Annotated in this window: 12 protein-coding genes; 11 read left to right on the top strand and 1 reads right to left on the bottom strand. The window is 73.1% G+C overall.

Annotated features, from left to right (window positions below; translation table 11 throughout):
* Positions 1-28 precede the first annotated feature (28 nt).
* The 10 genes from uvrC (at position 29) to pgi (ending at position 11,437) form a co-directional block, all read left to right on the top strand.
* Positions 29-2,089: an excinuclease ABC subunit UvrC gene (uvrC, locus tag D7M15_RS04570; protein WP_121516308.1), complete on the top strand. Its 2,061-nt coding sequence runs from the start codon at positions 29-31 to the stop codon at positions 2,087-2,089.
* Between the two features lie 33 nt (positions 2,090-2,122).
* Positions 2,123-3,097: an RNase adapter RapZ gene (gene rapZ, locus D7M15_RS04565; protein WP_121516307.1), complete on the top strand. Its 975-nt coding sequence runs from the start codon at positions 2,123-2,125 to the stop codon at positions 3,095-3,097.
* A 93-nt stretch (positions 3,098-3,190) separates the two neighbouring features.
* A complete protein-coding gene (yvcK, locus tag D7M15_RS04560) occupies positions 3,191-4,273 on the top strand; it encodes a uridine diphosphate-N-acetylglucosamine-binding protein YvcK (protein ID WP_121516306.1) in 1,083 nt (360 codons plus the stop codon).
* Positions 4,264-5,241 carry a DNA-binding protein WhiA gene (whiA, locus tag D7M15_RS04555; RefSeq protein WP_121516305.1) on the top strand — a complete coding sequence of 326 codons (978 nt, stop codon included), beginning with the start codon at positions 4,264-4,266 and terminating at the stop codon, positions 5,239-5,241. Before yvcK ends, whiA begins: the two co-directional genes overlap by 10 nt.
* A gap of 249 nt (positions 5,242-5,490) precedes the next feature.
* Positions 5,491-6,495: a type I glyceraldehyde-3-phosphate dehydrogenase gene (gene gap, locus D7M15_RS04550; protein ID WP_121516304.1), complete on the top strand. Its 1,005-nt coding sequence runs from the start codon at positions 5,491-5,493 to the stop codon at positions 6,493-6,495.
* A 123-nt stretch (positions 6,496-6,618) separates the two neighbouring features.
* A complete protein-coding gene (locus D7M15_RS04545) occupies positions 6,619-7,851 on the top strand; it encodes a phosphoglycerate kinase (RefSeq protein ID WP_121516303.1) in 1,233 nt (410 codons plus the stop codon).
* Between the two features lie 5 nt (positions 7,852-7,856).
* Positions 7,857-8,633, top strand: a complete 777-nt coding sequence (tpiA, locus tag D7M15_RS04540) for a triose-phosphate isomerase (RefSeq protein ID WP_121516302.1) — start codon at positions 7,857-7,859, stop codon at positions 8,631-8,633.
* A gap of 198 nt (positions 8,634-8,831) precedes the next feature.
* Positions 8,832-9,065: a preprotein translocase subunit SecG gene (gene secG, locus D7M15_RS04535; protein WP_121516301.1), complete on the top strand. Its 234-nt coding sequence runs from the start codon at positions 8,832-8,834 to the stop codon at positions 9,063-9,065.
* 155 nt (positions 9,066-9,220) lie between these two features.
* Positions 9,221-9,556: an RNA polymerase-binding protein RbpA gene (locus D7M15_RS04530; RefSeq protein ID WP_121516300.1), complete on the top strand. Its 336-nt coding sequence runs from the start codon at positions 9,221-9,223 to the stop codon at positions 9,554-9,556.
* Between the two features lie 192 nt (positions 9,557-9,748).
* Positions 9,749-11,437, top strand: a complete 1,689-nt coding sequence (gene pgi, locus D7M15_RS04525) for a glucose-6-phosphate isomerase (protein ID WP_121520202.1) — start codon at positions 9,749-9,751, stop codon at positions 11,435-11,437.
* A 78-nt stretch (positions 11,438-11,515) separates the two neighbouring features.
* Here pgi and D7M15_RS04520 read toward each other — a convergent pair whose 3' ends face one another.
* Positions 11,516-13,564, bottom strand: a complete 2,049-nt coding sequence (locus tag D7M15_RS04520) for a hypothetical protein (RefSeq protein ID WP_206337320.1) — start codon at positions 13,562-13,564, stop codon at positions 11,516-11,518.
* 417 nt (positions 13,565-13,981) lie between these two features.
* Between D7M15_RS04520 and D7M15_RS28365 the strand changes: the two genes are divergently transcribed.
* On the top strand, positions 13,982-14,335 hold the full coding sequence (locus D7M15_RS28365; RefSeq protein ID WP_165906198.1) for a hypothetical protein: 354 nt from the start codon (positions 13,982-13,984) through the stop codon (positions 14,333-14,335).
* Positions 14,336-14,716: the final 381 nt, after the last annotated feature.

The following is a 14,716-nucleotide window of genomic DNA, read 5'->3' as shown; positions in this document are numbered from 1 at the left end:
GTCACCGCCCGGACGTAGGGTGTGACGCATGGCCGACCCCTCCAGCTACCGACCCAAGCCGGGACAGATCCCCGACTCCCCGGGGGTCTACCGCTTCCGCGACGAGCACCACCGCGTGATCTACGTCGGGAAGGCGAAGAGCCTGCGCGCGCGCCTCGCCAACTACTTCCAGGACCTGGCGGGCCTGCACCCGCGCACCCGCACCATGGTCACCACCGCCTGCTCCGTGGACTGGACGGTGGTGGGCACCGAGGTCGAGGCGCTCCAGCTGGAGTACTCCTGGATCAAGGAGTTCGACCCCCGGTTCAACGTCAAGTACCGCGACGACAAGAGCTATCCGTCCCTCGCCGTGACGATGAACGAGGAGTTCCCGCGCGTCCAGGTCATGCGCGGCCCCAAGCGGAAGGGCGTGCGCTACTTCGGGCCGTACGCGCACGCCTGGGCCATCCGCGAGACCGTCGACCTGATGCTCCGCGCCTTCCCCGTACGCACCTGCTCCGCGGGCGTGTTCAAGCGCTCGGCGCAGATCGGCCGCCCCTGCCTGCTGGGGTACATCGGGAAGTGCTCCGCGCCCTGCGTCGGCCGCGTCAGCCCCGAGGAGCACCGCGAACTGGCCGACGAGTTCTGCGACTTCATGGCCGGACGCACCGGCACGTACCTCCGTCGGCTCGAACGCTCCATGCAGGAGGCCGCCGACGAGATGGAGTACGAGCGCGCCGCCCGGCTGCGCGACGACATCGAGGCCCTCACCCGCGCCATGGAGAAGAACGCGGTCGTCCTGGCCGACGCCACCGACGCCGACCTGATGGCCGTCGCGGAGGACGAGCTGGAGGCCGCCGTCCAGATCTTCCACGTGCGCGGCGGGCGGGTGCGCGGCCAGCGCGGCTGGGTCACCGACAAGGTCGAGGAGATCAGCACGCCGGGCCTCGTCGAGCACGCCCTCCAGCAGCTCTACGGGCTGGAGCAGGGCGACGCCGTGCCCCGGGAGGTGCTGGTCCCGGCGCTGCCCGAGCCGGTGGAGCCGGTGGAGCGCTGGCTCACCGAACGGCGCGGCGCGGGCGTCAGCCTGCGCGTCCCGCAGCGCGGCGACAAGCGGGCCCTGATGGAGACGGTCCAGCGCAACGCGCAGCAGTCGCTCGTCCTGCACAAGACCAAGCGGGCCTCCGACCTGACGACGCGCTCGCGGGCGCTGGAGGAGATCGCGGAGGCGCTGGAGCTGGACTCGGCGCCGCTGCGCATCGAGTGCTTCGACATCTCGCACCTCCAGGGCGACGACGTGGTGGCGTCGATGGTGGTGCTGGAGGACGGGCTGGCGCGCAAGAGCGAGTACCGCCGCTTCCAGATCAAGTCGTTCGCGGGCCAGGACGACGTACGGGCCATGCACGAGGTGATCAGCCGCCGCTTCCGGCGGTACCTCAAGGAGAAGCAGCAGACCGGCGAGTGGGCCGAGGGCGAGGGCGGACCCGCGTACGGGGAGGACGCGCCGGGCGCCGCCGCCGGGGACGCCCGCGGCACGGACGGCGGCGGCACGGACGGCGAAACGTCGCCGCCCGTCGGCCCGCGCGACGAGGACGGCCGCCCGCGCAGGTTCGCGTACCCGCCGCAGCTCCTCGTCGTGGACGGCGGGCAGCCGCAGGTCGCCGCCGCCCAGCGCGCGCTGGACGAGCTGGGCGTGGACGACGTGGCGGTGTGCGGCCTCGCCAAGCGCCTGGAGGAGGTCTGGCTCCCGCACGAGACCGACCCGGTGGTCCTGCCTCGTACGAGTGAAGGTCTCTACCTCCTCCAGCGCGCCCGCGACGAGGCGCACCGGTTCGCGATCGCCTACCAGCGGGGCAAGCGGGGCAAGTCGCTGCGGGCGAGTCCGCTGGACGCGGTGCCGGGCCTCGGGGAGACCCGTAAGCAGGCGCTGATCAAGCACTTCGGCTCGTTGAAGCGGCTCCGTTCGGCCACCGTCGAGCAGATCTGCGAGGTCCCCGGAGTGGGTCGGAAGACCGCCGAGTCGGTCGTCGCGGCACTGGCGGGCACGGCGGCGCCCGCCCCCGCCGTGAACACCGCCACGGGTGAGATCGTGGAGGACGGCACCACATGAGATCCGCGACGGCGACGACGGGGGACGAGCAGCATGAGCGCAGAGCACGCAGAACGCAGAGACACCGAGCACGCAGAACGCAGCGCAGCGGAACGCAGAGACGGAGCACAGGTGAGCACCGCCAAGCCCGCGGAAGCCGATGAGGCGAAGACGCCCGAGCTGGTGATCATCTCGGGCATGTCCGGCGCCGGACGCAGCACCGCGGCCAAGTGCCTGGAGGACCTCGGCTGGTTCGTCGTGGACAACCTGCCGCCCGCCCTGATCCCCACCATGGTCGACCTCGGCGCCCGTTCCCAGGGCAACGTCGCCCGTATCGCCGCCGTCGTCGACGTCCGCGGACGCCGCTTCTTCGACAACCTGAAGCAGTCCCTCGCGGAGCTGGACGCCAAGGAGGTCACCCGGCGCACCGTCTTCCTGGAGGCGTCCGACGACGCCCTGGTGCGCCGCTTCGAGTCGGTACGCCGCCCGCACCCCCTCCAGGGCGACGGCCGCATCGTCAACGGCATCGAGGCCGAACGGGACCTGCTGCGCGAGCTGCGCGGCGACGCCGACCTGGTGATCGACACCTCCAGCCTCAACGTGCACGAGCTGCGCGCCAAGCTCGACGCCCAGTTCGCGGGCGAGGAGGAGCCGGAGCTGCGGGCGACGGTGATGTCGTTCGGGTTCAAGTACGGGCTGCCGGTCGACGCCGACCTGGTGGTCGACTGCCGCTTCCTGCCGAACCCGCACTGGGTGCCCGAGCTGCGCCCCTTCACCGGCCTCAACGAGGAGGTGTCGGGCTACGTCTTCAACCAGCCCGGCGCCAAGGAGTTCCTCGACCGCTACGCCGAGCTGCTCCAGCTCATCGCCACCGGATACCGCCGCGAGGGCAAGCGCTACGTCACCGTCGCCGTCGGCTGCACCGGCGGCAAGCACCGTTCGGTCGCCATGTCCGAACGGCTGGCCAGGCGGCTGTCCGACGAGGGCGTGGAGACCGTCGTGGTGCACCGCGACATGGGCCGCGAGTAGCCCGCGGCACACGAGTGAGCCCGTGGCAGTGGCGGCACCCCGTGGCGGACGGGGTGCCGACGACCGACGACGACGCCCGATGGGACGTGAGGAATGCCCCGTAGGACCATACGGCTGCGCCGACCGCTCGGCAGCGGACCGGCCCGGCGCCGTGGCGCGCAGCCCAAGGTCGTCGCCCTCGGCGGCGGCATGGGCCTGTCCGCCTCGCTGACGGCGCTGCGCCGCATCACCGGCGACCTGACGGCCGTCGTCACCGTCGCCGACGACGGCGGTTCCAGCGGCCGGCTCCGCGACGAGCTGGGCGTGCTGCCGCCGGGGGACCTGCGCAAGGCGCTGGCGGCACTCTGCGGCGACGACGACTGGGGCCGCACCTGGGCGGAGGTCGTCCAGCACCGCTTCGTCAGCCAGGGCGAGCTGCACGACCACGCCGTCGGCAACCTGCTGATCGTGGCGCTCTGGGAGCAGCTGGGCGACCACGTCCAGGCCCTCGACCTGGTGGGCAAGCTGCTCGGCGCGCACGGCCGCGTCCTCCCCATGTCCGCCGTACCCCTGGAGCTCCAGGCCCGCGTGCGCGGCCACGACCCGGCCGAGCCGGACGCGCTGTCGACCGTACGGGGGCAGGCCACCGTCGCCCTCACCCCCGGCGAGGTCCAGCGCGTGCAGCTGGTGCCGAACGACCCGCCCGCCGTGCCGGAGGCCGTGGACGCCGTGCTCGACGCGGACTGGGTGGTGGTCGGCCCCGGCTCGTGGTTCTCGTCCGTGATCCCCCATCTGCTCGTTCCGCGGCTGCTCGACGCGCTCCAGGAGACTCGCGCCCGCCGGGTGCTCTCGCTCAACCTCGTGCCGCAGCCGGGTGAGACGGACGGATTTTCTCCGCAGCGTCATTTGGAGGTTTTGGCCCGACACGCCCCTAAACTCGCCTTCGACGTGGTGTTGGCCGACCAGGCCGCCGTGCCCGACCAGGACAGTCTCCGTGAGGCCGCCGAGCGGCTCGGGGCGACGGTCGAACTGGCCCCCGTGGCGGAGCCCGGGGACGCCGTCTCCCGCGGTGACGGCGGAGCCGACAGCGGCTCCGCCGCCCCCGGGGGAGGTGGCACCCGGCACGACCCGGTGCTGCTGGCAGCCGCGTACGACCGTATTTTTCGTATGCACGGAAGGATCGGCCCATGGCGATGACGGCAGCGGTGAAGGATGAAATCTCCCGGCTCCCCGTCACCCGGACCTGCTGCCGGAAGTCGGAGGTCTCGTCGGTCCTGCGGTTCGCGGGCGGCCTCCACCTGGTGAGCGGGCGCATCGTGATCGAGGCGGAGCTGGACACGGGCATCGCGGCCCGCAGGCTCCGCAAGGACATCCTGGAGATCTTCGGCCACGCCTCCGACCTGGTGGTGATGGCCCCCGGCGGCCTGCGGCGCGGCTCGCGTTACGTCGTACGGGTGGTCGCGGGCGGCGACCAGCTCGCGCGGCAGACGGGGCTGGTCGACACGCGGGGGCGGCCGATCCGCGGCCTGCCGCCGCAGGTGGTCTCGGGGGCCACCTGCGACGCGGAGGCCGCGTGGCGCGGCGCGTTCCTCGCGCACGGCTCGCTGACGGAGCCGGGCCGCTCGTCCTCGTTGGAGGTCACCTGCCCCGGCCCGGAGGCCGCGTTGGCGCTGGTGGGCGCGGCCCGTCGGCTCCAGATCCCGTCGAAGGCCCGTGAGGTACGGGGTGTGGACCGGGTCGTCGTACGGGACGGGGACGCCATCGGCGCGCTCCTCACCCGGCTCGGCGCGCACGAGGCCGTGCTGGCCTGGGAGGAGCGCCGGATGCGGCGCGAGGTGCGGGCCACGGCGAACCGGCTGGCGAACTTCGACGACGCCAACCTGCGCCGTTCGGCCCGCGCGGCGGTCGCCGCCGGTGCCCGCGTGCAGCGCGCGCTGGAGATCCTGGGTGACGAGGTGCCCGAGCACCTGGCGGCTGCGGGGCGGCTGCGGATGGACCACAAGCAGGCGTCGTTGGAGGAGTTGGGCGCCCTCGCGGACCCGCCGCTGACGAAGGACGCGGTGGCCGGGCGCATCCGGCGGCTGCTGGCGATGGCCGACAAGCGCGCGCAGGACATGGGCATGCCGGGGACGGACGCGACGCTCACCGAGGAGATGGTCGGCTGACGCGGCCGGTCCGGCGTACGCCCGCCCCACCCCGTACGACCGCCGCCACACCCCGTACGCTCCCGCGCCGACCCGTGCCCGCCCGCTCCCGCACCCGTACGCCCGCGTCCCCCGGACCGGGCCGGGCGGACCGACGGCACCGCCGCGTTCGGCCGACGCGGGGCGGCGCGGTAGGGTCGGCATCGGTCGGGGACATCCCATACAGCATCGCCGGTGTCCGTACCGGCGCACCAACGAGGAGATCGGTTCGTGACGATCCGCGTAGGCATCAATGGCTTTGGCCGCATCGGTCGGAATTACTTCCGCGCGCTCCTGGAGCAGGGAGCGGACATCGAGATCGTCGGTGTCAACGACCTGACGGACAACGCGACCCTGGTCCACCTGCTGAAGTACGACAGCATCCTCGGCCGCCTCAAGCAGCCGGTCAGCCACACCGAGGACACCATCACGGTGGGCGGCCAGACCTTCAAGACGATGGCGGAGCGGGACCCGGCGCAGCTCCCCTGGGGCGAGCTGGGCGCCGACGTCGTCATCGAGTCCACCGGCATCTTCACCAAGCGCGAGGACGCGGCCAAGCACCTCGCCGCGGGCGCGAAGAAGGTCCTCATCTCGGCCCCGGCCAAGGACGAGGACGTCACCGTGGTCATGGGCGTCAACCACGAGCAGTACGACGCCGACAAGCACCACGTCATCTCCAACGCCTCCTGCACCACCAACTGCGTGGCGCCGATGGCGAAGGTCGTGGACGAGAACTTCGGCATCGTCAAGGGCATGATGACGACGGTCCACGCGTACACGAACGACCAGCGCATCCTGGACTTCCCGCACAAGGACCTGCGCCGCGCCCGTGCCGCCGCCGAGAACATCATCCCGACGTCGACCGGCGCCGCGAAGGCCACCGCCCTGGTGCTCCCGCAGCTCAAGGGCAAGCTCGACGGCATCGCGATGCGCGTGCCGGTGCCCACCGGCTCGGTGACCGACCTGGTGATCGAGGTGGACCGCGAGGTCTCCCGCGACGAGGTCAACGCCGCGTTCCAGAAGGCCGCCGAGGGCCAGCTCAAGGGCTTCCTGGAGTACACCGAGGACCCGATCGTCTCCTCGGACATCGTCAACTGGCCCGCGTCGTGCACCTTCGACTCGTCGCTGACGATGGCTCAGGGCAACCAGATCAAGGTCGTCGGCTGGTACGACAACGAGTGGGGCTACTCCCACCGCCTCGTGGACCTCACCGTCTACGTCGGCGGTCGGCTCTGACACCGATCGCTCCGCGATCGCCGCACGACACGCGACCGGGCCAGGGCTCGTGGAGCGCAACGACGCGCTTCGCGAGCCCTGGCCCGTGCAGAGCCACAGCCAGACGCGAGGAGCCCATCCAGCATGAAGACGATTGACGAGCTAGACGTCGCCGGGCGGCGGGTGTTCGTCCGCGCCGACCTGAACGTCCCGCTCGACGGCGACACCATCACCGACGACGGCCGTATCCGCGCCGTCGTCCCCACTCTCCGCAAGCTCGTCGAGGCAGGCGCCCGCGTGGTCGTCGCCTCGCACCTGGGCCGCCCGAAGGGCGCGCCCGACCCGCGGTTCTCGCTCGCGCCGGTCGCCCGCCGACTGGGCGAGCTGCTCGCCGGTTCCGCCCGGGGCGACGTCGCCTTCGCCGCCGACACCGTCGGCGACAGCGCGAAGGCCGCCGTCGGCGCCCTGGCGGACGGCCAGGTCGCGCTGTTGGAGAACCTCCGCTTCAACCCCGGCGAGACCAGCAAGGACGACGCCGAACGCGGCGCGTTCGCCGACGAGTTGGCCGCCCTCGCGGACCTGTACGTCGGCGACGGCTTCGGCGCGGTCCACCGCAAGCACGCCTCGGTCTACGACCTCCCGGCACGGCTCCCGCACGCCGCGGGCGGTCTCATCGCCACCGAGGTCGGCGTGCTGAAGCGGCTGACCGAGGACGTGTCCCGCCCCTACGCGGTGGTCCTCGGCGGCGCGAAGGTCTCCGACAAGCTCGGCGTCATCGACCACCTGCTGGAGAAGGCCGACCGCATCCTCATCGGCGGCGGCATGGTCTTCACCTTCCTCAAGGCGCAGGGCCACGAGGTGGGTTCGTCCCTCCTCCAGGAGGACCAGCTCCCGGCCGTCCGCGGCTATCTGGAGCGGGCCGAGGCGAACGGCGTGGAGTTCGTGCTCCCGGTCGACGTGGTCGTCGCCCCCGAGTTCCCCGACCTGAAGACGAAGGCGCCCGCCGACGCCCGTACGGTCGCCGCCGACGCCATGCCGGAGGGCCTCATGGGCCTGGACATCGGCCCGGAGAGCGGCAAGCTGTACGCGTCGAAGCTCGCGGACGCCGTGACGGTCTTCTGGAACGGCCCCATGGGCGTCTTCGAGCACCCCGACTTCGCCGCCGGGACCCGCGCCGTCGCCCAGGGCCTGCTGGACGCCCGTACGCCCGAGGGCGACGCGTCGTTCACCGTCGTCGGCGGCGGTGACAGCGCGGCGGCCGTACGGCTGCTGGGCTTCGACGAGAACGCTTTCGGCCACATCTCGACCGGTGGCGGCGCCAGCCTCGAATACCTCGAGGGCAAGACGCTCCCCGGCCTCGCCGCACTGGAGGACTGACCCCCATGAGCAGCCGCACGCCCCTGATGGCGGGCAACTGGAAGATGAACCTCAACCACCTCGAGGCCATCGCCCACGTGCAGAAGCTGGCGTTCGCGCTGGCCGACAAGGACCACGACGCGGTGGAGGTGGCCGTGCTGGCGCCGTTCACCGACCTGCGTTCCGTACAGACCCTGGTCGACGGCGACAAGCTGAAGATCCGCTACGGCGCGCAGGACCTCTCCGCGCACGACTCCGGCGCGTACACCGGCGAGATCTCCGGGCCGATGCTGGCGAAGCTGAAGTGCACCTACGTCACCGTCGGCCACTCCGAGCGGCGGCAGTACCACGGCGAGGACGAGGCCGTGTGCAACGCCAAGGTGAAGGCCGCCTTCCGGCACGAGCTGACGCCGATCCTCTGCGTCGGTGAGGGCCTGGACGTGCGCAAGGCGGGCACCCACGTCGCGCACACGCTCGCTCAGCTCGACGGCGCGCTCCAGGACGTCACCCGGGAGCAGGCCGCGACGATCGTGATCGCGTACGAGCCGGTGTGGGCCATCGGCACCGGCGAGGTCGCCACCCCCGAGGACGCGCAGGAGGTCTGCGCCGCGATCCGGGGCCGCCTCGCGGAGCTGTACGACCAGGAGCTGGCCGACGCCGTGCGCATCCAGTACGGCGGTTCGGTGAAGGCGTCGAACGTCGCCGCGATCATGGCGCAGCCCGACGTGGACGGCGCCCTGGTGGGCGGCGCGGCGCTGGACGCGGACGAGTTCGTGAAGATCGTCCGCTTCCGCGACCAGTAACCGACCGGCCGCACCCCGTCCCGTCGCCGGGGCGGGAGGGAACGAGGAGCGACGGGGGACACAGCCCCCGTGCGAGCGAGTGACGACGGGTGACCACTCGTCGTACCCTGTCGGGGGCCGGACGCCGTGTCCGGCCCCCGCACACCGCAAGTGCGGACCGTACGTGTCCGACGACAGTCCGAGAGAGTTGGTCCAGCCGTGGAATTGGGGTTCTCCATCGCCCTCATCGTGCTCAGCGCCCTGCTGATGATGCTGGTGCTGATGCACAAGGGGAAGGGCGGCGGCCTGTCCGACATGTTCGGCGGCGGCATGCAGTCGTCGGTCGGTGGTTCCTCGGTCGCTGAGCGCAACCTCGACCGGATCACGATCGTCGTCGCGCTCGCCTGGTTCGCCGTGATCGTGGTGCTCGGGCTGCTGATGAAGTTCGACTGACCGGGCCCCGTACGCGGCCTATCATGGCCTCGCGTTCACGGCCGACGCAGTAACTCCGGTCACTGGACGTGCGTTGGGTCCTACGTACACCAGGGCGCCCGCAGCGGGGCCGCTCGTGGATGCTCCGCAGCACCGTGAGGCAGGGAGTTACGACCGTGGCAAGTGGCAACGCGATCCGGGGAAGCCGGGTCGGAGCGGGGCCGATGGGGGAGGCCGAGCGGGGCGAGTCAGCCCCGCGGCTGCGCATCTCCTTCTGGTGCTCGAACGGGCACGAGACCCAGCCGAGCTTCGCCGGCGACGCGCAGGTCCCCGACACGTGGGACTGCCCCCGCTGCGGCTTCCCGGCCGGGACGGACCGGGAGAACCCGCCGGACCCGCCGCGTACGGAACCGTACAAGACGCACCTCGCGTACGTCCGCGAGCGGCGCAGCGACGCCGACGGGGAGGCGATCCTCGCGGAGGCGCTCGCCAAGCTCCGCGGCGAGATCTGACCCGCGGGCCACGACCCGGCCCGGCCCGGCCCGCTCCGGCCGCGTGCCGCCGCCCCACGGGCGGGGGACCCCCGGTTGAACATCCGACGACGGCCCGGCCGTACGCCACCGCGGTGACGTACGGCCGGGCCGTCGCGCGTTAGGTTGGACGGCGCTGGTGTCACGTACGAGAAGAACGGCTTGAGGGTGCAGATGAACGCTGACGGAGCGGACGCAGCAGGCGGGACCGCGGGCCGTACCCCGCTCGACCGGATGCCCGAGTGGCAGGCGCTCGCCCGGCACCGGGCGGAGCTGGGGGAGGTGCGGCTGCGCGCGCTGTTCGACGGCGACGCGGCGCGCGCCGAACGGTACTCCGTGCGGGTCGGTGACCTGTACCTCGACTACTCCAAGCACCTGGTCACCGACGAGACCCTGGCGCTGCTGCGGGAGTTGGCGGCGGCGACCGACGTGGCCGGGCTGCGGGACGCCATGTTCCGCGGCGACCGGATCAACGTCACCGAGGGCCGCGCCGTGCTGCACACCGCGCTGCGCGCGCCGCGCGACGCGGTGGTCGAGGTCGACGGGGAGAACGTCGTCCCGGGCGTCCACGCCGTACTCGACCGGATGGCCGGTTTCGCCGCGCGGGTCCGGGACGGCGACTGGACCGGGCACACCGGCGCCCGCATCCGTACGGTCGTCAACATCGGTATCGGCGGCTCCGACCTCGGACCGGCGATGGCGTACGAGGCGCTGCTCCCGTACACGCTGCGGGACCTGGACGTCCGTTTCGTGTCCAACGTGGACGGCGCCGACCTGCACGAGGCGCTGCACGGGCTGGACGCGGCGGAGACGCTGTTCATCGTCGCCTCCAAGACGTTCACGACGATCGAGACGATCACCAACGCGACGTCCGCGAAGAACTGGCTGCTGGAGTCCTTGGGCGGGGCCGACGCCTCGGCCGTGGCGAAGCACTTCGTGGCGCTGTCGACGAACGGGCCGGAGGTCGAGCGCTTCGGCATCGACACGGCCAACATGTTCGAGTTCTGGGACTGGGTCGGCGGGCGCTACTCGTTCGACTCCGCGATCGGCCTCTCCCTGATGATCGCGATCGGTCCCGACCGTTTCCGTGAACTCCTCGACGGTTTCCGCCTGGTCGACGACCACTTCCGTACGGCCCCGCCGGAGGCCAACGCCCCGCTGCTGCTGGGCCTGTTGGGCGTCTGGTACGGCGGGTTCTTCGACGCGCAGTCGCACGCCGTGCTGCCGTACTCGCACTACCTGTCGCGCTTCACCGCGTACCTCCAGCAGCTCGACATGGAGTCCAACGGCAAGTCCGTGGACCGCGAGGGGCGCCCCGTCGACTGGGACACCGGGCCCGTCGTCTGGGGCACGCCGGGCACCAACGGGCAGCACGCGTACTACCAGTTGCTGCACCAGGGCACCCGGATGATCCCCGCCGACCTGATCGGCTTCGCCCGCCCCGTCGACGAGCTGGGCCCGGAACTGGCCGCGCAGCACGACCTGTTGATGGCCAACCTCTTCGCGCAGGGCCAGGCCCTCGCGTTCGGGAAGACCGCCGACGAGGTGCGCGCGGAGGGCGTTCCCGAGGAGCAGGTGCCGCACCGCACCTTCCACGGCGACCACCCGACGACGACGGTGCTCGCCACCGAGCTGTCGCCGTCCGTGCTGGGGCAGTTGATCGCGCTGTACGAGCACAAGGTGTTCGTCCAGGGCGCGGTCTGGGACATCGACAGCTTCGACCAGTGGGGAGTCGAGCTGGGCAAGGTGCTGGCCAAGCGCGTCGAACCCGCGCTCACCGAGGGCGCCGAGGTGGCCGGGCTGGACGCGTCGACGGCGGCGCTGGTGGCGCGCTACCGGCAGCTGCGGGGCCGTACGGACTGAGGTGACGGCCACCGGGCCCGCCCGCCGTGCGTCACGCGCGGCGGGCGGGCCCGGGTCGGGTCCCGGTGCGTCCGGGGCTCAGCCGGGCCCGTCCGCCCCGTCGCACCCGGCGGTCCAGGACGCGCACACCACCGGCCGTGCCTCCTCGTCCCGCAGGTCGGCGGAGAGGCGGGGCCGCGGGTCGCCCGCGGGCAGCCGCTCCTGGAGGGTGCGCCCGTCCTCCGACGCCTCCGCCGCCCCGCTCAGCGCGACGCGCGTGACGTCGCGGCTGCCCGCCGCCAGGGCGTAGCGGCGCCCCGACTCGCCCTCCCACACGGTGCCCGCGACCAGGTGCTGCCCGAACCGGCCGCACGCGGCCGTGTCCCGGTCCCCGGCCACCAGCCGCGCGGGCTCCGTCGGGGACTCGGCGGGTGTACGCAGCCGCACCTGGATCTCGCCCGGCCCGCGCCACGTCGTGGCCCGCGTGCACGCCCACACCGCGCGGCCGCCGTCCTCGGGCAGGTCCTGCTCGGCGAAGTCCCAGACGTTCACCGCCCGTACGTCCCGCGCGTCCAGCTCCGCCAGCCCGCAGGCCGTACGCGCCCACGCGCCCAGCGCCGCCGGGCCGGTGGCCTCGCGCGGCTGCCGCGACGGCACCTCCCCGTCGGGCAGCGGGGTGTACGTGAGGTGGGCGGGTGAGACGCCGCCGAGGTCGGTCAGCAGGAACGAGTGCTTCTCCACGATGCGTACGGACGACCGCAGTTGCAGCACCGGCCACGTGTCGCACCCGCCGCCGCCGGTGCCGGCGGCCGTCGGGGGCAGCGGTACGGGCGAGGTGACGCCGTCGGACGTACGGTCCAGGGGCTCGCCGGGGGAGTCCGGGCGCAGCAGGTCGCGGGTCTGCGCCTCCGCGACCCAGGGCGCGGTGAGGTAGCGCGCGCGGCCGTCCTCGCGGCTGACGGCCACGGCGGCGGCGGTGGTCACGTCGGCGCCGTCGGCCTCGGTGAAGTCGAGGGTGGGGCGGCCGTCGGAGGAGGTCGGTTCGGTGTAGCGCACGAGGCGTTCGGGGGCGTGCAGCAGCACCACGGCGCGGCCGTCGACCTCGCCCGCGTACAGCAGGCGCACGCCCGCGGCGACCGGTTCCGTACGGGCGCCCGCCGACGTCGTGACGCGCGTGTCCGACGGCGGGTCCGCCCACGTGTCGAGGGCGCGGCCCAGCAGGTCCCGGTCGGACGTACGGGAGCCGCGCGCGGGCCACGCGCTGAAGTCGACCTTCGCGGTGTCCGCCCACGTGTCGTTCGACGCGTGCACCAGCTGCTCCGGCCCCGGCACGCGGGCCTCGCGCGGCGCGGGCGGCTCGGAGCGCCCGACCACGGCGGTGCCCACCGCCACCGCCCCGGCGGTGGCGCACGCGGCGGCGGCCAGGGCGAGGCGGAAGCGGCGGCGCCGCCGACGCAGGTCGGTGGGGCGGGCGCGGAGCGAGCAGGCGTCGAACTCCTCGGCGCCCCGCAGCAGTTCACCGAGGTCCTCGGACGCGCCGAGCGTACGGTCGAGGCCGTACGACACGCGCAGCGCGGCCTCCGGCTCCGCCGCGCCCGCGGCGACGAGCACCGCGCGGACCGCCCCGTCGTCCAGCCCCTCCAGGTGCCGCAGTACGAACGCGGCGCGCGCGGCGGTGGGCACCCGGGCGAGCGCCTGGTCCAGCGCCGCCGCCTCCGGCCCGCCGGGGCGCGGGAAGAGGCGGAGACCCCAGACGACGGGCAGCGCCGTCCGGGGGCCGCGCGCCGCACGGCGGCCGAACGGCCACCGGGACGGGGCGGTGTCGTAGGCGAGCAGGACGCGTACGACCCGTTCGCGCAGCACGGTGGAGCCGTCGTCGGGGGCACCGTCCCCGGTCGGGGCCACGGCCGGGGTGCCCCGGCTCTGCCCCGGCACCCGGGACGCGGGCTTCGGGGAACGGACCCGGGGCAGCGCGCGCTGCACGAGACCGTGGGCGGCGAGGACCCGCCGGTGCCTGCCGAGGTCGGCGGGGAGCGTGAGATAGGCCAGCCGCACCCACCGGCCGTAGTGCCCGACGAGGGCCGACTCGGCCTGGTCGGGGGCGAGTCGTCTGCCGGTCCTGGCTGAGTCGCGCTGAGACGCGGGCATGGAACCGCCCTCCAAAGGCTGATGCTGTCGGGACCTGCCTTGTCGAGCCAAACGAGTGAACAGTCCGATGGTCACCAGCCACGGACGGGCGGACCCGCGCGTGGTCCGCCTCCGCGTCCGCGTCCGCCCTGGTCGGTACGGGTGCCGGGGGAGGCGGGCGGCCTGTGGCACGGGCGGGGCTTCGGCGCGCCGTTCGGACACCGGCCGCGGGTGCCCCCGGCATCGGCCACGGAAGGCCGGGCGGCCACCGGGGGTGGGGCCGGAGACCCCGGGTGACAGCGGGGGTCGGGTGGGACGGCGGTGGGACTTCGCCCGGCTGTCAGTGGGCTCCTCCACGGTCGGGATCGACCGCGTGTACGGGGACGTGGTCGCGTCGTCGAGGCGCGTACGGGGGAGTGGTCTCGGGGGAGGGGACGGGTGTTCTGTCCGCACTGCGACAAGAGCCTTCAGCGCACGGACCGTTCGGGCAGCCGGTGCGAGCCCGGCGACGGACGCGAACTGCGTTACGCGCACGCCCAGTTGTGGTATGCGGCGGCGCGCAACCGCGTCCCCGGCCCCGGCGCGCGCTTCGACGCCTGCGTCGTGCCCGCGCTCCTCGTGGTGGTCCTCAGCGCCGTGTTCGGCGGGGTCGTGGGCACGACGCGGGCGGCGATCCTGCTCGCCGTGCCGGTCGGTGGCACGCTCGTGACGGCGCTCGTCATCGGCATGACCCGGCTCAGCCGCAGGGCTGGGGAGCGGGACCCGCGCCAGGCGCCCGCGCCGCGACCGTAGTGGACCGCCCGAAGAGCGGGATGCGGGTGCCGCTGCGGCAGTGGTTGTACCTTCCCCAGCGGGAGTGGGGGCTGTTCCGGGAGGACACCGTACGGGCCTGGCTGCGAGGCGAGGGGGGTACGCGTGGCTCGGCGGACGGTGAAGTGGTGGAAAGCGCCACCGAATTGAGGCGCGGTCAGTTCCGCACGGTGTTCACTTCTGTTCGCTCTTGGATGTTCCTGAATGTTCGTGGCCGTGTTCGCAGGAATGCCGTGTTCCGCGAGTGGGGTGGGAAGTCCCGTACCGCGCGGGAATATCCGATACGGGCGCGCGCCGTTGCCGTCGTAGTGGATCACCGCGGAATTCCGGACCCGTAGTGGCGTGATTCCCGTCGCGCCCGGC

Source organism: Streptomyces sp. Z26 (genome assembly GCF_003665095.1).
Lineage (GTDB): Bacteria > Actinomycetota > Actinomycetes > Streptomycetales > Streptomycetaceae > Streptomyces > Streptomyces phytohabitans.
This window is presented reverse-complemented; position numbering and strand designations above follow the sequence as displayed.

Bases quoted from the DNA above. Each gene is read 5' to 3' on its own strand.
- uvrC (WP_121516308.1), top strand. From the start codon at position 29: ATGGCCGACCCCTCCAGCTACCGACCCAAGCCGGGACAGATCCCCGAC.
- rapZ (WP_121516307.1), top strand. From the start codon at position 2,123: ATGAGCGCAGAGCACGCAGAACGCAGAGACACCGAGCACGCAGAACGC.
- yvcK (WP_121516306.1), top strand. From the start codon at position 3,191: ATGCCCCGTAGGACCATACGGCTGCGCCGACCGCTCGGCAGCGGACCG.
- whiA (WP_121516305.1), top strand. From the start codon at position 4,264: ATGGCGATGACGGCAGCGGTGAAGGATGAAATCTCCCGGCTCCCCGTC.
- D7M15_RS04545 (WP_121516303.1), top strand. From the start codon at position 6,619: ATGAAGACGATTGACGAGCTAGACGTCGCCGGGCGGCGGGTGTTCGTC.
- tpiA (WP_121516302.1), top strand. From the start codon at position 7,857: ATGAGCAGCCGCACGCCCCTGATGGCGGGCAACTGGAAGATGAACCTC.
- pgi (WP_121520202.1), top strand. From the start codon at position 9,749: ATGAACGCTGACGGAGCGGACGCAGCAGGCGGGACCGCGGGCCGTACC.
- D7M15_RS04520 (WP_206337320.1), bottom strand. From the start codon at position 13,564: ATGCCCGCGTCTCAGCGCGACTCAGCCAGGACCGGCAGACGACTCGCC.